Genomic DNA, 20,012 nt, shown 5'->3' on the forward strand with positions numbered 1-20,012 from the left:
CGGCTAGACCACCTAAGCGTCGACGGTCACGGGTGCAGGCGTCGAGTGTGTCGTCGCGGGCATGGGCTTGCTCGGCCACCAGATGCGGTTGCCGATCATGGCCATGGCTGCCGGCACCAGCACGGTGCGCACCAGGGTGATGTCGATCAGCAGGCCGACGCCGATGGTGAACCCGATCTGCAGCAGGTTGATGACCCGGCCGCTCATCAACGCGAACATGGTGAGCGCGAACACGATTCCAGCGGTGGTGATGACGCTGCCGGTGCTGCCGAAGCTGCGCATGATGCCGCGGATCATGCCGTCGCCGGACTCTTCGCGGATGCGTGCGGCGAACAGCATGCTGTAGTCCGCGCCGACGGCGATGAGCGCCATGAAGGACACCGGGAACACCGACCAGTCCACGTCGACCCCGATGAGGTGCTGCCACACCAGCACACTGAATCCGGCGGCAGCCGCGAACGACAGCGTCACCACGGCAACCATGAACACCGGCGCGAGGATGCTGCGCAACAGCGCGATCAACACCAGCAGCACACCCAGGATCGCCACGATGCCGTATAGGGCGAAGTCGTGCCACACCTGGTCGCGCATGTCGGCGGAGAGTGTAGCCAGTCCTGTGCTGGCGAAATGTGCGTTCTGCAAGGAGGTTTCAGAGGCGGCCTGAACCGCGGCCGGAGCCAGTGCACGCGACGCGTCCAGCGCCTGGGCGCTGTACGGATTGATCTTCCAGACCACCAGCATGCGCGCTGTCTTGCCGTCGGGGGAGAACAGCAGGTCCTGCGCGGCCCGGAACTTCGGGTCGGAAAAGCCTTGCGGCGGCAGGTAGAAGCCGCTCGCCGGGCCGTCGGCGGTGTGCGTGCTCAGGGTTGTCAGATAGTCCGTCGCCTGGCCGAGTCCGTCGGTGAGCCGGCCGGACATGTCGACCACCCGGTCCACGCCGCCCTTGACCTGATCGAGCCCGACCGCGAGGCGGGTCATCCCGGCGCTGAGCTGATCGGCGCCACGGACCAGCTCGGTCAGCTGGACGCGCGCCTGCGCCGGCGAACCACCCGGCAGGTTCGAGACCATTTTCTGCAACGTGGCCAAGGCATCTCGGATGGCCGGCTCGGCGGCGCGCACCTTCTCGACGGTGACTTGGGGGATTGCGCTGAGGCGCTGGGTCTGCACCAGCGCGCGGCTGACCGCGCCGTTGGAGATGGCGTCGAGGTCGGCGATGTCCGCCCGGGCGCGGCTGCACACCGGGTTCATCAGGCAGTCCGGTCCGGGTTGCGGATCCAGCGCGGCGCCGAGTGCCGAACTCACCAGCCGGCCGGCGTCGGCGACCTGTGCGTTGCCGTCGATGGCCTGCAACGCGGCATCGAGCAATCCGGTGGAGGAGCTGAGATCGGCCAATGCCGAGCGGACATCCACGGTGCCGTCGGTCAGCGTCGACAGCCCCGCGCCGGCGGCCTGGTATCCGTCGAGTACCTGATGGGCCAGCCCGGTCACTTGCTTTATGCCCGAGACCAATTGGGGAATCTGGGTCACCGCGGAGGCGGCGCCATCGCGCAGCTGAGCCGCACCGGAGTCGAGCCGGTGCATGTCGGGGACGGCCTTGTTGACCTGGTTCTTGGCATCGCCCAGCCGGTCGGCCACGATGCCGGCCTGGTAACCGATGGTGGTCTGCGGCAACTGCTTTCCGGCCGGCCGGGTCATCGAGCGAACGTAGGCGATCTCGGGCATGCCGGCGATGCGGCCGGCGACGCGGTCGAGTGCGGCCAGGTCGTCGGTGTTCCGCATGTCATGGTCGGCTGAGACGATCAGGTACTCCGGCGCCGCCTCATTGACACCCCAGTGCGCATAGGTTTTCTGGTAGCCGATGGCGCTCTCGGTGTCGTCGAGCTGCATGGAGTTCTCGTCGAAGTTCACCCGGAAAGTCGTGAGAACCATTGCGGAACTGAGCAGTATCACCAGCGATGCGGCCACCAGCACTCCGGACCGGCGGATCATGGTCGACCCGATACGGCGCCAGCGGCGGTCGTTGAGGGGCCGGGGTTCGGCCAGGCCGCGCCCGCCGAGGATCGACAGCAGGGCGTAGGGCAGTGACATCGAGACGGCCAGGCCGACGACGATCGCGATGGCGATCGGTGGGCCCGCGGCCTTGAACATGCCCAGCTCGGTGAACCCCATGGCCGTGGCGGCTGCTGCGATGGTCAACATCGACGCGATCAGGATGCCCGAAACCCGCTGTCCGGCTTGAGCTATCGCATCGGCGACGGGTACCTGGCTGCGCCGGGCCTCGTGATACCCGGCCAGGATGAAGATGGCGTAGTCGGTGGCGGCACCGAGCAGCATCGCGGTCATCAGGGAGATGGTGAAGTTCGAGACGGTGAGTACCCCGGCCATGCCAAGCAGCGACACGATCGGGCGGGCCACGCCGAGGGCGATGCCGATGGTCAGCAACGGAACCATCGCGGTGGCCAGGGACCGATAGACCATCAGCAGCACCAGGGTGATCAGCAGGACGGACACCGCGGTGATGATCAGCAGCGAAAAGTCCATGGCGCTGAACAGATCGGCCAATGTCGGTGACGGTCCCGTGAGGTACACCCCGACCCCGGGCGGTTTGGGTAGGGCCTGGAGCTGATTGCGGACCTCGATGGTGTTCTTGTGTGCCTTGGTGGACCCGACGTCACCGGTGCCGGCCATCACCAGGTTGATCGCCTTGTGGTCCGGGCTGAGCGCGATGTCGCGCAACTGCGGATTGTCGTAGGTGTCGAGCACGTAGGCGACGTTGGCCTTGTCGCGCTGCAGCGTGGCGACGATGTCCCGGTACAGGGCCTCGTCGGCCGCGTTGATGCCGCGCTCGTCGACCAGCACCACGCTGCCCACGGCGGACGACCGCGGGACGCCGAACGCGTCGGACATCTCGCGCAGCGTCTGCGCGGCCTTGATGTTGGTGGGCATGAACGGCGCGGAGTGGGCTGCGACGGTCTGTTCGAGCTGGGGGATGGCCACGTTGAGAAGCCCGGCCACCGCTATCCAGAAGCCGATGACCAACCACGCCCATTTGGCGCAGAAACGGCTGGTTGCAGCGAAAAACCTGCTGTTGTGCCCCACCGGGACCCCCTCGATTCGAGACCGGAACTACACCGTTCGGTCTACTATTGGAGGGAGACGCTAGTAGACCGAACGGTATGCGAACAATGCCGTAGGACAGGGAGATGCATCACATGAGTGCCCGCGACCGGCTCGTCGTCACAGCCATCGATCTGATTCGGCGCCAGGGCGTTTCGGGTACGGGACTCAGTCAGCTGCTCGAACGCAGCGGTACCGCACGCCGGTCGCTCTACCTGAACTTCCCCGGCGGCAAGGCCGAACTCGTGGCTGACGCGACCGTCACAGCGGGCAACATGCTTGCCGACGGCATCGATCGTCTGATCGGTGAGCGGGGCCCGGTGGGCGCTGTACGGGCCTTCGTCGAGATGTGGATCGCGAATCTGACCAGTAGCGACTTCGAGATCGGATGTCCGATCGTCGCGGCCGCGCTCGGACGCAGTGAGGCCCCCGGAGCGGCCGACGCCGCCGGTGAGGTCTTCCTCGACTGGGAGCGCCGGATCGCTGCCGGGCTGGAATCCGCTGGGCTGTCAGCCGACGATGCGGCGCGCCAGGCGACGCTGACCGTCGCCGCGGTGGAGGGCGCCATTGTGATGTCGCAGTCGACCAAGTCAGAACTGCCGCTACGCCGGGTCGAGGAAGCGCTTGTCGAGTCGGTGGAGCAGCTCCTGCGTTAGGCGGACTGCGCGGGTGGTACGTCGGTGGCTGTGCCAGAAAGACATTCGGCGATGAAACTGGCCATCCGCGCGTACGCCCGACGGCTCTCGGGCAGTCCGGGAAATATGGCCGGGAACGCGTGGAGCTGACTGGGCCAGGCCATGACCTCGCAGGAGCGCCCCGCTTGGTGCAGCCTGTCCTGCATCCGCTCGGCGTCGCATAGCAGTGATTCCGTTGCGGAGACGACGATCAGGGACGGCGGCATCGCATCCATGGGCCCGGACATGGGCTCCAACTGGTCGAGATTTCCAGTGGGGCAGATGCGCTCGGTGATAACCGGGAAGCCGGCAGCGATCCCGAAGACGTCCGTCGACGCGGTCGAATGCGCAGCGCGCGCGGTGTTGTTCAATTCCAGCAGGGGCGAAATGCCGACCACCCCTGCGGGACTCGGGAGCCCGTGCTTCGGAGCCTGCTGCGCGGTGGCGAACGCCAGGAATCCGCCGGCCGAGTCGCCGGCGATGATGACTTTGGCCGGATCGACGCCCCGGCTCAGCAGCTCGCGGTAGGCGCCGAGGCAGTCCTGGATCGTCGTCTCCAGATCGACCTCGGGGTACTGCCGATACTCGATGTGTACCAACGGCAATCGTGTGACGCGCGATAGGGCGGCGACGGCGCGCAGGTGGGTGTTCAGATCACCGAGGACGAATCCGCCGCCGTGGAAGTAGAGAATGACCCCGTCGGTGATCGGCGCGTCGACGTCAGCGGGCGAAACCCACTCGGCCGGCAGATCGTTCCAGGGTTCGGCGACCAATCGAACGCCGCGCGGCAGTCGACGCCGCTGCAGACTGGCGAGCCGGTTGACGTTGTGTCCCACCCGCACGATCCGGCGTGACGTGGCCTCGTACCCTGCCCTGGTCAGCGCGCGAATCAGGATGCGGGCCAAGAACAATGACGCAAAAAAGTGGATGATGCGGGCGCGCAGGCTGGCCGGTTCGGTGGCATAGACAATCGGGAGGGCTGCCATCTACTTCTCCAATTCCACGAGCACGGGTGCATGATCGCTGGGCTGCTTGCCCTTTCGTTCCTCGCGGACGATCTCGCCGTGAGTGACGCGGGCTGCGAATTCCGGTGAGCCCAGCACGAAGTCGATGCGCATGCCCTGCTTCTTGGGGAACCGCAGCTGGGTGTAGTCCCAGTAGGTGTAGACCCCCGGGCCCGGGGTGAACGGGCGCACCACGTCCGCGAATCCGGCGTCGTTCATGGCGCGGAACGCGGCGCGCTCCGGCTCGGAGACATGCGTCGAATCCTGGAACTCGGCCATGTCCCAGACGTCCTCATCGGTCGGCGCGATGTTCCAGTCGCCCGTCAGGGCCAGTGGCAACGACGGGTCGTCCGCCAGCCAGCCGGTCGCGGTATCCCGCAGGGCGGAAAGCCATTTCAGCTTGTACGGCAGGTGCGGGTCGTCCAGCGTCCGGCCGTTGGGCACATACAGGCTCCACACCCGGACCCCGCCGCAGGTGGCGCCGATGGCGCGGGCCTCGTCGGCGTCCTGCCACTGAGGTTGACCGGTGAAACCGACCTGCACGTCATCGAGGCCCACGCGGGACGCGATCGCCACACCGTTCCACTGGCTGAGTCCGACATGCGCCACTTCGTATCCCAGCGCCGCGAACGGCATGGTCGGGAACTGGTCGTCCTTGCACTTGGTTTCCTGCATGGCCAGCACATCGACGTCCGCGCGGGACAACCAGTCCGTGACCCGGTCAACCCGGGTGCGGATGGAGTTGACGTTCCAGGTGGCGATACGCATGACGCTCCGATCAGACGGGTTCGGGAACTTTCAGTTCCCGACGCAGGGCGGTGAAATCGGTGATGGTTTTGGTGGCGACATTGGCGACGGGCCGGGCATTGCGACCGGTGGCCTCGGACTTGGACACCATCACCACGCCGTCGATGTACGGCTGAATGGTGGTGGCGTTCTGCACCGTTGCGACGATCACCAGCTGGAAGCCGAACTTGCGGAACGCCTGCAGGGCCTGCGAGGCGAACTGCGGGTCGGATTTGGAGAACGCCTCGTCGAGCATCAGCTGCGCGAAAACCGGTTTGTTGTCGCCGCTTTCGGGGTTGGCCAGGTTGAAGCTGAGCGCGCCGGCCAGGCAGAAGGCCATCAGCTTCTCCTGCTCGCCGCCGGAGTTGTCGCCGGCGTTGCTGTGCGTGCGGATCAATTCGTCGTTGGCGACATCCCACTCGGCACAGTCGAACGTGAAGCGGTTACGCACGTCGAGTGCGTCGCGGGTCCAGGCCCGGTCCTCGGGGTTGTTGCCGGCCAACCGGTTTCGCAAGCGCAGGATGTCGGCGTACTGGTCGAGGATGGCCTTCTTGTCGCCCAGCCCCACCTCCGCGATGCGCCGCGAGATGGCCTTGACGATGTCGGTCAGCTCGGAAACAGCGACCATGCTGCGCGGGTTGGCGCGCAGCGTGAGTCGGGTGCCGCGGTTGAATTCCACTGCGCCCAAACCGGTGTTGACCCGATCGATCTGCTCGCTGATCCGCCGGGTCTCCTGCTCGGCGACGCGGTGCAGCGTCAGGATCGCGTCGGGCGCCTGTTCGGTGATCAGCCGCATCATGCGGTCGTAGGCGTCGGGTAGCTCGCGCTCGTCGATGTGGCGGCAGACCGCGACGTAGTCGTAGATGCGCTCGTCGAAGTCATCCGAGTCGTTCGGGATGGCGTCCGGGAACGAGGTGTCGAACGTCGCGACGATCCGCGACAGTTCCTCGTAGGAGCGCCGGCGGCTCTCGGTGAGCTGGTCGCGTTCGCGGCGGATGGCCGCGAACAACGCCTCGCGGTGCGGCTCGGGGTTGAGCAGTTCCAGCGGCACCGGAACGTCAGCGGCGTAGCGGCGCAACAGATCTGTCGCGTGCTCCGACACGTGGGCGGGGGACAGCCGGTCCTGCAGGTCCATCAGCTTGGTACGACGGCCGTCGAGATCGTCGCGCCGGGTCTGGATGGCGCCGCGCCGGGTCATCAGGGTCTGGATGTCGACCCAGCATTCCTCGGCGCGGGCCGACAGCGCCTCGATGTCGGGGTGGTCGGCGAGCAGCAGGTCGTACTGTTCGCGGAGCCGGTCGGCATGGCCTTCGGCGGTGTCGGTGTCGATCTGGCTCCACTGCGGGAACTGCTCGTACACGGCCTTACAGGCCGCCGTCCGGTCGCGCCAGCGTTGCCGCTGCGCCGCAATCTCATCCGCGGCGCGACGGGCGGCGCCGAAGGCCTCCTCGGCCTCGGTGAGTTCGGTGTGCAGCGCCTCCAGCTTGGAGCTGATGTCGCCCTGATAGATGTACTCGGACGGCTTGATCGGGCGCCGGTCGTCCTTGATGGCCAGCCGGTCGGAGTCCTTGTACAGACCCGTATCGGTGACGGCGCGGCGGAACCGCACGAACACGTCGGGGGTGTCCACGCAGATGTGGTCACCGGCCGCGGCGATCACATCTACGGCCTCGGCGGCGCAGGCATGCTTCGGCTTGACCAGGAACAGCTTGCCCGCCAACGTGTTCGGTTCTGCCTCGCGACCGGAGGAGCCGGCCCGGACGTGGTGCAGCGCCAGGCGTCCGCGCATGTTGGTCTCGTTGACGAACCGCAGCACCTTGGCGTAGTGCTGATCCGGCACCAGCAGCCGCAGGCCGACCGAGCGCAGCACCTTCTCCACCGCGAGGCGCCACCGCGTGTGCTCGGGCTGCAGATCGAAAAGCTCGGCGACATAGGGTAGTTCGGTGGGGTCGATGCCCACACCCGCGCAGATTTGGTCGCGCATCGTGACCGCGGACTCGGGCAGCGCCGAGCCCACGTGCTCGACGCGCTTGAGCTCCTTGGCCGCGTTGTCGCGCAGGATTCGCGCCGACTTCTGCGCGTACTCGGCGTCGGTGGAGGTATCGCGGCCCCACTCCAACTTGCCCAGCATCTCGGTGGCCTGCCGGGTCAACTCCTCGCGCAGATTCCAGAATTCGTCGGCGCTGTCGGGCACTTCCACGCCAAGGGCCGCGACCATCTCCTCGTAGCCCGCGCGCCGGCGGGCCACATCGTCGGCCTGCGCCTCGGCCGCGGTTACCTGCGACTGCAGCGGGGCGACATTCGCCGACGCCCCGTTGATCTGGGCATTGAGCGAATCGCCCTCGGCCTTGGCCAGATTCAGCTGCCGGGTCAGGTCGGCGTTCTCGTGCTCCAGCTGGTCGATGGTCGCGTCGAGCGTCTCGATCTCGGCGGGACAGTGCCGCAGCCGGACGTGGTCGGTGTAGGCCCGCACCATCGGCAGGTCGACCAGATCGATGATGCCGAGGTCGGTCGACTCGGAGGCGTAGCGCACCTGGATCGCCTCGATGTCACCGAGGATCTTGCGCTTGCGCTGGGCCACTGCGAGCAGTTCACGGGCCTCGACGAGGGGATCGATCTGCTTGAGGGCCTCGGGCAGCCGGGCCAGGCTGTCCGGTTCGTCCAGCATGAACTCGCGGACGAACTGCTCCAGTCCACCAACGCTTTTCAGTGACTTGGCCTTGCCGAGCAGCTGCTGCGCGGCGTCCGAGGCCCGGATGCCGATCGAGGCGTACAGCTGCGCGAGGTACTGCGACTCGACCTTGGTGGTGAACCGCCAGCCGTTTTCCTTGAACACCCCGGTGTCGAACCGGCCCGCGGCCCACCGGTTGCACACGTCTTCGATGTCCAGATCGCCGTCGCCGATGACGAACCGGCTCGAGGAGTCCGAACGTGATTCTCCGGTAAGCCATTTGAGCACCAGGCCGGTGATGGTGCGGCCGGTGTTGCTGGTGTAGCTGACCGCGACCGCGGACCACGTGGTGCCGTCGCCGCGCAGGTACATGACCTGACTGGTGCCCGCGTCGCTGCGCTGGCCCCACGCGCCGCGGACGTACTTGTCGACGGTGCGGCGGCCGGCGCTCGAGCCGGCTGCGGTGTTGTCACCGGAGGCGTTGAAGTTGCGCCGGTTGAACGGCAGGAAGCCGAGTGAGATGGCGTCCAGCAGTGACGATTTGCCGCTGCCGGAGGCGCCGGCGACCAGCGAACCGCCGGCACTGAACGGAATGGTGTGGTAGCCGTCGAACACACCCCAGTTGATGATCTGGAGCCGGGACAGGTGGAACTGCTCAGACATCTGTATCGGATCCCCCAGTGCCCGTGAGTTGTTCGAACTGCTGTTGCAACTCGGTGATCACCGAGGCCGTCATCACTGCGGTGATCACCGGGCTCACGGTGTAGCTGTCTTCGTCGTCGCGGCTGCGGCGCAGGATGTCGAGACCGGTGAGACGCGCGATGGCGGCGTCGATCCGGGCGGTGAAAGTCACGGCGTCGCGGTCGGTTTCGTTGAGCACCCCGGTGAACATGCCGTGCATTTCGTCGCGGCTGATCAGGAAGCTCTGGTCTCCGCCGGCGCGCATCATCTGCGCCAGGTGCAGCGCCAGAATCGAGTCGTAGGTGCCCAGCGGCTCGCGCCGCAACACCTTGATGCCCTTGGCGGACTCGTAGCGGGCCTGCTCGATGAACGCGATGTCGACGCCTTCGGAGATGCGCAGCTGCAGGTCGAGTTCGGACAGCCGCACCGATAATTCGTTGCGGTACTCCAGGATCCAGCTGTAGATGTCGCGATCGGATTCGCTGCTGATGTAGCGGCGGGTCAGCAGGTGCTGCAGTGCCCAGCAGGCTCGGTCCGGCATGGCGCTGACGTCGCCGTCGAACCGGGGCCGACGCTGCTGCGCCACCCGGCTGGCGCCGTCGACCTCGGGAAGCGAGGCGAAATCGATTGGGCTGTCGGTCATTATTGGCCTCCGCCAAGGCTAGTCATGTAAGGCTCCCGCCACCGCAACTGGCTCGGTGAACATCAGATACGGCACCTCGATCTCGCGGTCTCGGCCGTCGAGCGAACGGAAGCGCACCGACATGGTGTTGTCACCCGGGTCGCCTGCTCCCGAGGGTTGCTTGAGGGCCCACGACCACAACACGATGACGTGGCCCAGGTATGCCGAATCGAGCAGTGCGACGGCCTCGGCCAGCGACACCGGTCGGCGGGCGACCGCGGAATTGAGCATCTCGGACATCGCCGGTGCATCGACCTGGGTGGTCAGCGCCGCGAAGCTGGACAGGTCGACGTCGCCTTGTGCCGCTTCAGCCTGCCTGGGTGCTGACAGGTCGCCGATCTTGAAGCTCAGCGCGCCGATCGAGCTGATGGCGTGACGCGCCAGCGGGACCTCGATGTCCAGCCGGGAGTCGGTCAGTGACGACTTCAGCAGCGTCCGGGCCGCGCCGATCGCCTCGTTGAGCTGCCGGGCGACGCCGCGGCTGGACTCCATGGTGCCGACCGCGGTGAACCGCTTGACCCGCTGCGCGCAGCGCTGCTGGATGCGTTCGACCTCGTCGATCTGATGTCCGATCAGCTCGAAGAACCCGGCCATCACCTTGCGCATCGCCGGGTCCAGTTCCGGGAGGGCAGAGGCGACGGTGGCGATGTCGGTCTCGAATTCGGCGCGCTGGTCGGGGTCGTTGATCATCCGCAGGAACGCCCGGTGCGAATCGCGGCCCGCCGAATCCCACGCCGCCTGGTAGTCGGCGTACATCTGGCGCTGCCGGTCGCGGTACTCGATGTTGGTGTCGATGGGATCGTCCAGCGCCTGCGTGGCTTGCTCGATCATGGTGCCGTACAGCCCGATGTCGGTGATCAACCGTTCCATCTGCAGCGCGATGGCGCGGGCCTCGTCGTACATGTCGGTGACGTCGGGCTCGGGTCGCAGGCCGGCTTCCAGCTCGTCGAGCTCGCGGTGCAGCGCGGCGATGTCGGCTTCGATGCCGGCCCGGATGCGGTCGGGGTCATTGCCGGCGCGGGTGGCGATCTGGCGCATGCGGGATGCGATGCCGCTGATCGAGCCGCCCGTGGCGATGCTGTCGCCCCGGCGCATGCCGCGGACGAAGTCGAGTGCGCGGCGCGCGTCCTGGGTCAGGTAGCAGACGTTGCGTTCTGCTCCGGCACGGTTCTCGGCCACCCGATGCAGCCAGCCCTGGCTGGCCCACAACTTGATCAGGGCGAGGCCGGACTGGCCGAGCTGGTCGTCGGTCTCGCCGAGGGTCGCCAGATCGCGTTCCAGCCGGACCACCAGCTCGGTCTCGGCGACCATGCCGTCACTGAGGTGCCGTTCCATCAGGGTGGCGTACACCCCGAGGTTGTTGGTGGCCAGCAGCCGGACTGCGCGCGAGCCCTGAACGTCACGGTTGAGTTCGAGCAGCTCGGCGGCCGACAGCGCCGCATTCTCTTGCACCCGCAACCCCTGACCAACCTGACTCTTCGGTGAGTTCCACCGCCGGTCCAAGATACTTGGCGAACTGCCGGTCGGCGTCAGCGGTGGCTCCGGTTTGAGGCCCGAAAGGTGCTTGCTGATATTGCCGGGGACACCCCGTCCCACATTTGGTCTCAGTATGTGGACACTGGCCGGTGCCCGCACCGCCGTCGGCGCGGGCGGGTGCAGCAACTGCTCCGAGACGCCGATCCGGCCCGTATCCGATTTGCTCGGGACGGGTACGGGACGTCCCGGACGAGCCTCACCGGCCGCGGTTGGTGGATGTGAGATCCGAGTCACGATCACGATGTGGTGTGTTGCCGGTCACGACGTAAATATGGCGCCTGAGCATTACTAATCGGAATATATCGGGGTGGTGGGCGCGTGCGCTCGGGGCCTCGCGGAGCGGTCGCTCAGCCACGTAAATGGGTTTGCCGACTGGCCATTTGCCTGGAAGGTTAGCCGGACTATTAATGGTGGTTTACCGGCTAAGACCGCGACCGGCATGGCATGGGCCGTGAAGTAACGGTGGTCGCTATTGATTCGTTACGACTTCGTCAAAAACCCTGGATTAACTGAGTTACTCGTCGGTAAATTACCCGCCAGTAAGCAGACAACTGGAGGAGTTTGTTCATGAATGTTGCGGTCCGTCGCCATACCAAGGCGGGTATCTGTGCAGCGACCACGGCGGCCATCGTGGTCAGCCCGCTGCTGCCGTCGATGCCTGCCGCCGCCCACCTTCCGGCGCTGCCTTCGGTCAGTACCGCGGCAGTGCAGCTGACCGCGGCGTACAACCCGCTGCAGCCATGGCTCGCCGCGTTCAACACCGCGTCGGAGAACGCGAAGCGCATCGGTGCCGAGGTTTCCGAAGCGCCGGCGGTGCTGCTGCAGCAGTTCCTGGCGAACCAGATCAGCCACGTGGGGGCGATCCTGCAGAACCCCGGCAACATCGGCGCCGTGATCCAGGACGTCGGCCAGAACGTGAAGTCGGCGATCACCGCTGCCACGCTGCTGGGGACCAAGCCAGAAGACTGGACCATCGCCGATTCGAATGACATCTGGCACGGGCTGGTGGCACAGATGATCCCGAACATGCTCCCGACGGCGGGCAACCCGCAGGCGTCCGCGATCGTCACGCAGGTGGTCAACGTGCTGGCGTCACCGCTCAGCGGCGTCCTGATGGGTCTGGTGGGTCCGGGCATCAGCCCGGTGGTGGCGCTGGTCAACAGCATCACCAAGATTGCCACCTCGCTCGCCAGTGGTGACGCGATGGCCGCGGCGCAAGCTGCCATCAACATCCCGGCTGCCATGGTGAACGGCTTCCTCAACGGAGCCAACCTCAACCTGGATGTGCTGGCACCGCTGATCACCAAGACCATGCCCGCCGGCAACGAGCTGCAGAAACTCAACATCCAGTTCGGCGGCCTGTTCACTGCCGGCGTGACCGGCATGGACATGAGTGGCATCGGTGGCTCGATCCTGAACTCCCTCGGGCTGACCGCTCTCACGTCGCTTGCCCCGAACGATCCTCTGACCATCGCCGGCCAGGGCATCGGGCCGATCGGTGCGCTGGTGAACCTCAGCCACCTGCTGGCCAAGGCCATCGGCTGGAGCGGCACCGGTAATCCGCTGGCCCCCAAGGCGCCCGACGCGAATCCGACTGCCGCCACCCAGGTGTCGGTGACCAAGGCGGCCACGGACAACTCGATCACCTCGATCCCGCAGCCCGCGTTGTCGGTGACCCCGGTGAAGGCCGTCGCCCCGGCCGCGGCCAAGCCGGAGACCCCGGTCAAGGCAGAGACGCCAGTCAAGGCCGAAACCCCGGCCAAGGCGGAGACCCCCGCAACTCCGGCCACGCCCGCGACTCCCGCGACCCCGGCGACCCCGGAGACGCCTGCCACGCCAGCGACCCCGGCGACGCCCGCCACACCGGCGACGCCGACGAAGGCCGATGACCACAAGTCGGACACCAAGTCGGACTCGACCAAGCCCGACTCGACCAAGTCGGATACCAAGTCCGACACGAAGTCGGAAACGAAGTCCGAGACCAAGAAGTCCGAAACCAAGGCGAGCAAGCAGAAGTCGGAGAAGCCGAAGCCCGTCAAGAAGCCGGCTCCGGCGAAATCCACTGCAAGCCAGGGTGGTTCGACTCACGGTGCCGATAGTGGTGCCGGCTCGCACGCCTCGGGCGCTTCGAGCAAGTAGTCAGCAGTCGGTGGGTCTCCCTGCTCGGGGGAGGCCCACCGATTCCCGCCAGAACTCTCCGTCAGTCAACCGAGCGCTTTGTCGTGCCCACATCAACCCCAATCAGCTCGGAAAGAAGGAGTCGTTCTCATGGATTCAGCGGTCCGTCGCCATACCAAGGCGGGTATCTGCGCAGCGACCACGGCGGCCATCGTGGTCAGCCCACTGCTGGCGTCGACACCCGCCACGACCCACCTGCCGGCGCTGCCTTCGGTCAGCACGGCCGCGGTGCAGCTGACCGCCGCGTACAACCCGCTGCAGCCGTGGCAGGACGTATTCGAGACGGCCGGTGCCAGTGCGCAGAGACTCGGCAAGGAATTCGCCGCGGCGCCGGCCGTGCTGCTCCAGCAGATTCTGGCCAACCAGGTGAGCCACCTCGGAGCAATTCTGAAGAACCCGGGCAGCATCGGGACGGTGCTCGGTCAGGTGGTGAAGAACGTGCAGTCCGTGGTGCAGGCCGCCACGCTCCTGAACACCGACTACAACACCGGTCAGGCCTTCGGATCGCTCGACGGCTGGCACTACATGGCTCTCAACATCATGCCGAAGTTGCTCCCGACGGAGAACGACCCGCGGGCGACGCAGGTGATCACCCAGGTCCTCAACTTTCTTGCCTCTCCGCTCAGCGGCGTCCTGATCGGCTTGGCGGGCCCGGCGATCAGCCCGGTGGTAGCGCTGGTCAACAGCCTCACCGCGGCCGGAGCGGCGCTGTCCGCCGGTGACGCGATGGCCGCACTGCAGCACGTGATCAACATCCCGGCGAAGGTGGTCGGCGGTTTCCTCAACGGCGCCAACCTCAACCTTGGCGCGCTGGCGCCACTGATCAACGGCTCCGGACTCCTGACCCATGAGACGACCCTGCACGATCTGAGCATTCAGTTCGGTGGGCTGCTCACGCCCGGCGTCACCGGGGTGGACCCCGTCACCGGCGCCGCCAACAACATCGGCGGTTCGATCCTCAACTCGCTCGGTCAGGTCGTCACCACCGGCGTCATGGGGTTCCCGCTCGACCTGCCGATCGCCGGCCAGGGCGTCGGACCGATCGGTGCGCTGATGTCGCTGGGGCACATTCTGGCCAAGGCCATCGGCTGGAGCGGTACCGGAAACCCGTTGGCCCCCAAGGCACCCGCCGTGAATCCGACCGCCGCCACCGAGGTGTCGGTGACCAAGGCGACGACAGACAACTCGGTCACCTCGATCCCGCAGACTGCTCTCGCGGTGAAGCCGGCTACCCAGGTGAAGCCCGCCACCCAGGCCGGCTCGGAGACTCCCGCTACGCCCGCGAAGTCCGACAACCTGAAGCCGGAGACGACGAAGCCCGAGGCGACGAAGCCCGAGACGACCAAGCCGGAGACGACCAAGCCGGAGACGACGAAGCCGGAGACGACGAAGCCAGACTCGACCAAGTCGGACACCAAATCGGACACCAAGTCCGAGACCAAGAAGTCGGAGACGAAGTCCGAGACCAAGCCGAGCAAGCAGAAGTCGGAGAAGCCGAAGGCCGCGAAGAAGCCGGCCCCGGCGAAATCCACTGCAAGCCAAGGTGGTTCGACCCACGCAGGTGCCGACGCGCACTAGCTAGAACCTGCCGAGACTACGGTTTCTCGTGTGCCGACGATGTCGCGCGAGAAACCGTAGTTTCGGCGTCACAGCAATACGTACCTGGCGCGGTGATGCAGCCGGAAACCCATCGACTCGGCCAGCGCTATCGCCGCTGCGTCGTCGTCGGGGACCCGAACGTAGGCGTGCGTCGCACCGCGGCCCGCAGCCCAGGCGAGCATCTCCGCGCAGACGGCGCGGCCCAGTCCGCGTCGACGCTCCGACTCGAGCACGACGACGTCCGACAACCCCGCCCACACCCTGCCGCCGGGCGCCGTGGTCACCGCGACACGCCCGATCGCGACATCGTCCACCGTGGCGAACGCCACTTCTCCGTCGACGACGGCGCTCAGTACCTCGGCGGGCACGTCCGCCCCGTGAATCCGCAGCCACTGGTCGTCGGGGTGCGACGGCAGCGCGGCATCCGAACCGCCCGACAAGGCGATGGTCAGCACCCGATTCGGCTCCACGCCCTCGGCGCGGACCGGCAGCAACCGTTCCGGCAGCGCCACCCACGGTTTCAAACCGAGTGCGGCATACCAGTCGGCGATCGCCGGCAACGCCGTCAGATCCGACGAAAAGAGCAGCGGCACAGCCGAGTTGGTTCGCTTGGTCGGTCCACCCGCCCGCAGCAGCCAGCCGTCGATCCAATGTTGCTGGGTACCCGGCCAGGCCAGGGCGGCGGCATGCTCGACCGCGCGAATCTCCGAATTGCGCACCGGGGCGTGCGACAGCTCCCGGACCGCCATCACGTCAGTCGGGCTGATCTCGACGCGCTCACCCGATTTGGTGCGCACCACCACGAACGGGGTGAGTGCCTCGATGTGGCCGACGACGTCGGTGAAGGCCTCAACCTCCGACTCGGGCAACCGGTAGCGAAGCGAGACGCGGCTACCGACGCGCCCGCCAGCGGGCATCAGTGCCCGAACGGGTCGTCGACCTCGCCCGGCATCCAGCTCAACCCGGGCACGCCCCACTTGTTCGACTTCACCATCCGCTTGGCGGCGCGCGCGTTACGGCCGATCAGACAGTCGAGGTACAGGAAGCCGTCGAGATGCCCGGTCTCGTGCTGCAGCATGCGAGCAAACAGTCCGGTGCCCTCCAGCTCGACCGGCTTGCCCTCGGCGTCCACGCCGGTGACCTTGGCCCAGGTGGCGCGGCCGGTCGGGAACGATTCGCCGGGGACCGACAGGCAGCCCTCGTCGTCGTAGTCGGGGTCGGGCATGGTCTCGGGGATTTCCGAGGTCTCCAGCACCGGGTTGATGACCACGCCGCGCCGGCGCTCGGTCTGGCCGCGGTCGTCGGCGCAGTCGTAGACGAACAACCGCAGCCCGACACCGATCTGATTGGCCGCGAGGCCCACGCCGTTGGCCTTGTCCATCGTTTCGTACATGTCGTCGATCAGCGCGACGACATCGGAGGGAAGGGATCCGTCGGCGCCGACGGTCACCGGAGTGGTCGCGGTGTGCAGAACAGGGTCACCGACGATGCAGATTGGACGTACAGCCATGAGGAGCAATCTTAGGCGGACGACGATCCAGCGTTGAGGCGCCAGCCGCGTTGAGGAGTCCGGCAAATGTAACCGTGATCCGACTCGCGGGTAACGATCACGGCTCAATACCGTCCGCCGTGGTTGAATGTTCGCCGAACCACCTGGTGTGTCCCAGATCCGTTGTGACGTACGAAACAGGCTGGCATATACCGAGATCAGAGAAAGGGTCCAGGGGCGAAATGGACGGCGCTATGGCGCGTACTGAGCGATCCGGGGACGACTCTGAGCTCGCCGACGGGTTGACCCGCCGCGAACACGACATTCTTGGTTTCGAACGTCAGTGGTGGAAGTTCGCGGGTTCCAAAGAGGACGCCATCAAGGAGTTGTTCTCGATGTCGGCGACCCGGTATTACCAGGTGCTCAACGCACTGGTCGATCGACCTGAGGCGCTGGCCGCGGACCCGATGCTGGTCAAGCGACTGCGCCGGCAGCGGGCCAGCCGGCAGAAGGCCAAGGCTGCGCGTCGGCTCGGTTTCGAAATCACCTAGCTTTTCTGCCCTGAGGGTCCGCCTCGATAAGGTGGGGAGCAATGAATCAGCGAGAGTCTTCCGGACTACCCCTGCGCGCCATGGTCATGGTGCTGCTGTTCCTCGGTGTCGTGTTCCTGCTCGTGGCGTTCCAGTCACTGAGTTCGGACAGCAGCTCCGAGTCGAGCTCGTCGAGCAGCTCCAGCAGCGCCGCGTCCGCCAGTGCGACGACGACGTCGACGACGCCCGCGCCGGCCAAAGCCGACGTGAAGGTCTTCAACATCTCCGAGGTTGCCGGCGCGGCGCAGACCGTCGCCAACAAGCTGCACGAGGCGCAGTGGAACGTGACGGAGACCGATAACCTGAGCGTGGACGCCCCGCCGGCCGCCACGACCGTGTATTTCGGTGACGCGGCCGGGGAGAAGGAAGCCGCCGAGGCGGTCGGCAAAATCCTCGAGGCGCCGGTCGAACCGCGTATCCCGGCGCTCAATGACAAGGGACCGGGCGTGATCGTTTTGGTGACCGGTTAGGCTCTCGGGCATGCCGATCTCAGCTCCGATTCGCTTCCTTGCCGCCGCTGCGGTCATCGCGCCCGTGGTGGCTGCGTGTGCCCCTCCGGGACAGGTTCCCAGCTCCGTGCCCGGCACCACGCCGGCGGTCTGGACCGGTGTCGAGCACGCCCCGCAGGGCCATGGTGAGAAGGCCGGCGAAAAGGCTGCCCCGCAGGCGGCGCCGATCGGCGAGAAGCTGGTTGCCGAGCTGAAGACCCCCGACGGTGCGACGGTCGCGACCGCTGAGTTCCTGTTCAACGGCGGCTTCGCCACCCTGACGGTCAAGACGACCGAGGGCGGCGTGCTGACACCCGGCTTCCACGGTCTGCACATCCACTCGACCGGTAAGTGCGAGCCGAACTCGGTCGCACCGGCCGGCGGCGCGCCCGGCGACTTCCTGTCCGCCGGCGGGCACTACCAGGCTCCGGGTCACACCGCGCACCCGATGAGCGGCGATCTGGCCTCGCTGCAGGTCCGCAATGACGGCACCGCGCAGCTGGTGACCACCACCGACGCCGTCACCGCCGAGCAGCTGCTCGCCGGCAACAAGACCGCGCTGATCATCCACGAGAAGGCCGACAACTTCGGCAACATCCCGGCCGATCGGTACGCCCAGATTCAGGGTGCCGTCCCGGGCGCCGACGAGACTTCGATGAATACCGGTGACTCCGGCAAGCGCGTGGCGTGCGGTGTCATCTCTGCCGGGTAGCGCGGACAGCCACACCCCACCGCGGATCGATTTCGCCGGGTCGCCACGACCGACCCTCGGCGTCGAATGGGAGTTCGCTCTCGTCGATGCCCACACGCGTGACCTGAGCAACGAGGCCGCCGCGGTCATCGCCGAGATCGGCGAGACACCGCACGTGCACAAGGAATTGCTGCGCAACACCGTCGAGGTGGTCACCGGCGTCTGCGACAACGTCGGCGAGGCCATGGACGATCTGCGCTCCACGCTGAGTCCGGTACGCCGGATCGTGCGGGAGCGCGGCATGGAGCTGTTCTGCGCCGGGACACACCCGTTCGCGGAATGGGAGAGCCAGCAGCTCAGCGAAGGCCAGCGCTACGCCGAGCTGATCAAGCGCACCCAGTGGTGGGGTCGGCAGATGCTGATCTGGGGCGTGCACGTCCACGTCGGGATCTCGTCGGCGCACAAGGTGATGCCGATCATCACGTCGCTGCTGAACCACTACCCGCACCTGCTGGCGCTGTCGGCGTCGTCGCCGTACTGGGACGGTGAGGACACCGGCTACGCCAGCAACCGGGCGATGATGTTCCAGCAGCTGCCGACCGCGGGCCTGCCGTTCCATTTCCAGAAGTGGTCGCACTTCGAGCGCTTCGTCTACGACCAGCGCAAGACCGGCATCATCGACCACATGAACGAAATCCGTTGGGACATCAGGCCGTCGCCGCATCTGGGGACCATCGAAGTCCGGATTTTCGACGGCGTGTCCAACATCGCCGAGCTCGGTGCGCTGGTTGCGCTGACGCACTGCCTGATCGTCGACCTGGACCGCCGGCTCGACGCCGGCGAGCAGTTGCCGACCATGCCGCCCTGGCATGTACAGGAGAACAAGTGGCGCGCATCGCGTTACGGGCTGGACGCCGAGATCATCCTCGATGCGGACAGCAATGAGCGGCTCGTCACCGACGACCTGGATGACCTGCTGAACCGGCTGGAACCTGTTGCGGCATCGCTGAATTGCGCCGACGAGCTGGCCCGCGTCGCCGATATCTACACCCTGGGCGGGTCCTATCAACGGCAGCGCCGCGTCGCCGAGGAGACCGACGGGGACCTGCTGCAAGTCGTCGACGCGTTGGTGTCGGAGCTGGAGTTGTAGCCGTGGCCATCACGCCGATGTTCCCGCTGGAATCCGCGCTGCTGCCCGGCGACGAACTGCCGTTGCGGATCTTCGAGCCGCGGTACGGCGAACTGGTGCGGGACTGCATGGCCGCCGCGGAGCAGGTGTTCGGTGTGGTGCTGATCTCGGCCGGCCGTGAGGTCGGCGGCGGCGAAGCCCGGTGCTCGGTGGGGGCGCTGGCGCGCATCGACCGGTGTCAGCCGCAGGGGACCGGCCGGTACATGTTGAGCTGCAGTGTGACCGATCGCATCCGAATCCTGCAGTGGCACAACGACGATCCGTATCCGCGCGCCGAGATCGAGCGATGGCCCGACGAGCCGGGGCCGGTGGTGCCCGAGTCGTCGATCGTGGCGATCGAGGATCGGATCATCGCGCTGTTCGAACGCATCGCCTCGATTCAGGGCGCGCGGCTGCGGGACCGGGGCTCGATCCTGGCCAGGACCGTCAAACCCGATGTGGGACAACGCCTGTACGCTCTGGCTTCCCTATTGCCGATCGGTCAGGCTGACAAGTATTCGGTGCTGGCTGCGCCAAATGCGGCGGCCCGGCTGGACGCGCTCGACGAGGCGGTCGAGAGCATCACGGCGATGGTGGAGTTCCAACTGTCGGAGGAATGACAGGGTTCGGCACTTCCGTGCAGCCAGGGTGGTGCCAC

The 20,012-nt window shown here is 66.6% G+C and carries 16 protein-coding genes; 8 read left to right on the plus strand and 8 right to left on the minus strand.

The window, feature by feature from the left end; genetic code table 11:
• Positions 1-12: 12 nt before the first annotated feature.
• On the minus strand, positions 13-3,099 hold the full coding sequence (locus A7G45_RS10960) for an MMPL family transporter (protein WP_260936763.1): 3,087 nt from the start codon (positions 3,097-3,099) through the stop codon (positions 13-15).
• Positions 3,100-3,212: 113 nt separating this feature from the next.
• Between A7G45_RS10960 and A7G45_RS10965 the strand changes: the two genes are divergently transcribed.
• On the plus strand, positions 3,213-3,773 hold the full coding sequence (locus A7G45_RS10965; protein WP_043402029.1) for a TetR/AcrR family transcriptional regulator: 561 nt from the start codon (positions 3,213-3,215) through the stop codon (positions 3,771-3,773).
• On the opposite strand, the gene A7G45_RS10970 is transcribed toward A7G45_RS10965, so the two are convergent.
• From A7G45_RS10970 to A7G45_RS10990, 5 genes are read right to left on the minus strand one after another with little or no spacing between them, the layout of a single operon-like run.
• Entirely contained in the window at positions 3,770-4,777 is a 1,008-nt protein-coding gene (locus A7G45_RS10970) for an alpha/beta hydrolase (RefSeq protein WP_260936767.1), read from the minus strand. The two genes, A7G45_RS10965 and A7G45_RS10970, sit on opposite strands and share 4 nt — an antisense overlap.
• Positions 4,778-5,563: an exodeoxyribonuclease III gene (locus A7G45_RS10975; protein ID WP_260936768.1), complete on the minus strand. Its 786-nt coding sequence runs from the start codon at positions 5,561-5,563 to the stop codon at positions 4,778-4,780. It lies immediately after the preceding gene.
• Between the two features lie 10 nt (positions 5,564-5,573).
• On the minus strand, positions 5,574-8,915 hold the full coding sequence (locus A7G45_RS10980; protein WP_260936770.1) for an ATP-binding protein: 3,342 nt from the start codon (positions 8,913-8,915) through the stop codon (positions 5,574-5,576).
• The gene (locus A7G45_RS10985) at positions 8,908-9,576 is read right to left on the minus strand and encodes a DUF4194 domain-containing protein (protein ID WP_043401156.1); all 669 of its coding nucleotides are present in this window, start codon (positions 9,574-9,576) and stop codon (positions 8,908-8,910) included. Before A7G45_RS10985 ends, A7G45_RS10980 begins: the two co-directional genes overlap by 8 nt.
• Positions 9,577-9,594: 18 nt before the next feature.
• Entirely contained in the window at positions 9,595-11,067 is a 1,473-nt protein-coding gene (locus tag A7G45_RS10990) for a DUF3375 domain-containing protein (RefSeq protein WP_260936773.1), read from the minus strand.
• 651 nt (positions 11,068-11,718) lie between these two features.
• On the opposite strand from A7G45_RS10990, the gene gjpA (A7G45_RS10995) reads away from it, so the two are divergent.
• Both gjpA (A7G45_RS10995) and gjpA (A7G45_RS11000) read left to right on the plus strand, forming a co-directional pair.
• Entirely contained in the window at positions 11,719-13,290 is a 1,572-nt protein-coding gene (gene gjpA / locus A7G45_RS10995; RefSeq protein ID WP_260936775.1) for an outer membrane porin GjpA, read from the plus strand.
• 129 nt (positions 13,291-13,419) lie between these two features.
• The gene (gene gjpA, locus A7G45_RS11000; RefSeq protein ID WP_260936777.1) at positions 13,420-14,907 is read left to right on the plus strand and encodes an outer membrane porin GjpA; all 1,488 of its coding nucleotides are present in this window, start codon (positions 13,420-13,422) and stop codon (positions 14,905-14,907) included.
• 68 nt (positions 14,908-14,975) lie between these two features.
• On the opposite strand, the gene A7G45_RS11005 is transcribed toward gjpA (A7G45_RS11000), so the two are convergent.
• Positions 14,976-15,845, minus strand: coding sequence for an N-acetylglutamate synthase, CG3035 family (locus tag A7G45_RS11005; RefSeq protein ID WP_260936779.1), 870 nt, complete (start codon positions 15,843-15,845; stop codon positions 14,976-14,978).
• Entirely contained in the window at positions 15,845-16,438 is a 594-nt protein-coding gene (locus tag A7G45_RS11010) for a peptide deformylase (RefSeq protein WP_043401167.1), read from the minus strand. Before A7G45_RS11010 ends, A7G45_RS11005 begins: the two co-directional genes overlap by 1 nt.
• A 221-nt stretch (positions 16,439-16,659) precedes the next feature.
• Between A7G45_RS11010 and A7G45_RS11015 the strand changes: the two genes are divergently transcribed.
• From A7G45_RS11015 to A7G45_RS11035, 5 genes are read left to right on the plus strand one after another with little or no spacing between them, the layout of a single operon-like run.
• On the plus strand, positions 16,660-16,968 hold the full coding sequence (locus A7G45_RS11015; protein ID WP_029105136.1) for a nucleoid-associated protein NapA: 309 nt from the start codon (positions 16,660-16,662) through the stop codon (positions 16,966-16,968).
• Positions 16,969-17,009: 41 nt separating this feature from the next.
• Entirely contained in the window at positions 17,010-17,477 is a 468-nt protein-coding gene (locus tag A7G45_RS11020) for a LytR C-terminal domain-containing protein (RefSeq protein ID WP_043401170.1), read from the plus strand.
• A gap of 10 nt (positions 17,478-17,487) precedes the next feature.
• Positions 17,488-18,207, plus strand: a complete 720-nt coding sequence (gene sodC, locus A7G45_RS11025) for a superoxide dismutase[Cu-Zn] (RefSeq protein WP_260936790.1) — start codon at positions 17,488-17,490, stop codon at positions 18,205-18,207.
• Positions 18,188-19,336: a glutamate--cysteine ligase gene (locus A7G45_RS11030; RefSeq protein ID WP_043987978.1), complete on the plus strand. Its 1,149-nt coding sequence runs from the start codon at positions 18,188-18,190 to the stop codon at positions 19,334-19,336. The genes sodC and A7G45_RS11030 overlap by 20 nt, the downstream gene beginning before the upstream one ends.
• Before the next feature lie 2 nt (positions 19,337-19,338).
• Positions 19,339-19,974, plus strand: coding sequence for an LON peptidase substrate-binding domain-containing protein (locus A7G45_RS11035; protein ID WP_260936792.1), 636 nt, complete (start codon positions 19,339-19,341; stop codon positions 19,972-19,974).
• The last annotated feature ends 38 nt before the right edge of the window (positions 19,975-20,012 follow it).

Origin of the sequence: Mycolicibacterium llatzerense (assembly GCF_025331195.1) — a bacterium.
In the GTDB taxonomy this organism is placed as follows: Bacteria; Actinomycetota; Actinomycetes; order Mycobacteriales; family Mycobacteriaceae; genus Mycobacterium; species Mycobacterium llatzerense.

Excerpts from the sequence above, each read along its gene's own strand:
- A7G45_RS10980 (WP_260936770.1), bottom strand. The coding sequence starts at position 8,915 with ATGTCTGAGCAGTTCCACCTGTCCCGGCTCCAGATCATCAACTGGGGT.
- A7G45_RS11005 (WP_260936779.1), bottom strand. The coding sequence starts at position 15,845 with ATGCCCGCTGGCGGGCGCGTCGGTAGCCGCGTCTCGCTTCGCTACCGG.
- A7G45_RS10965 (WP_043402029.1), top strand. The coding sequence starts at position 3,213 with ATGAGTGCCCGCGACCGGCTCGTCGTCACAGCCATCGATCTGATTCGG.
- A7G45_RS10985 (WP_043401156.1), bottom strand. The coding sequence starts at position 9,576 with ATGACCGACAGCCCAATCGATTTCGCCTCGCTTCCCGAGGTCGACGGC.
- A7G45_RS11020 (WP_043401170.1), top strand. The coding sequence starts at position 17,010 with ATGAATCAGCGAGAGTCTTCCGGACTACCCCTGCGCGCCATGGTCATG.
- gjpA (WP_260936775.1), top strand. The coding sequence starts at position 11,719 with ATGAATGTTGCGGTCCGTCGCCATACCAAGGCGGGTATCTGTGCAGCG.
- sodC (WP_260936790.1), top strand. The coding sequence starts at position 17,488 with ATGCCGATCTCAGCTCCGATTCGCTTCCTTGCCGCCGCTGCGGTCATC.
- A7G45_RS10975 (WP_260936768.1), bottom strand. The coding sequence starts at position 5,563 with ATGCGTATCGCCACCTGGAACGTCAACTCCATCCGCACCCGGGTTGAC.
- A7G45_RS11010 (WP_043401167.1), bottom strand. The coding sequence starts at position 16,438 with ATGGCTGTACGTCCAATCTGCATCGTCGGTGACCCTGTTCTGCACACC.
- gjpA (WP_260936777.1), top strand. The coding sequence starts at position 13,420 with ATGGATTCAGCGGTCCGTCGCCATACCAAGGCGGGTATCTGCGCAGCG.
- A7G45_RS10970 (WP_260936767.1), bottom strand. The coding sequence starts at position 4,777 with ATGGCAGCCCTCCCGATTGTCTATGCCACCGAACCGGCCAGCCTGCGC.
- A7G45_RS11015 (WP_029105136.1), top strand. The coding sequence starts at position 16,660 with ATGGACGGCGCTATGGCGCGTACTGAGCGATCCGGGGACGACTCTGAG.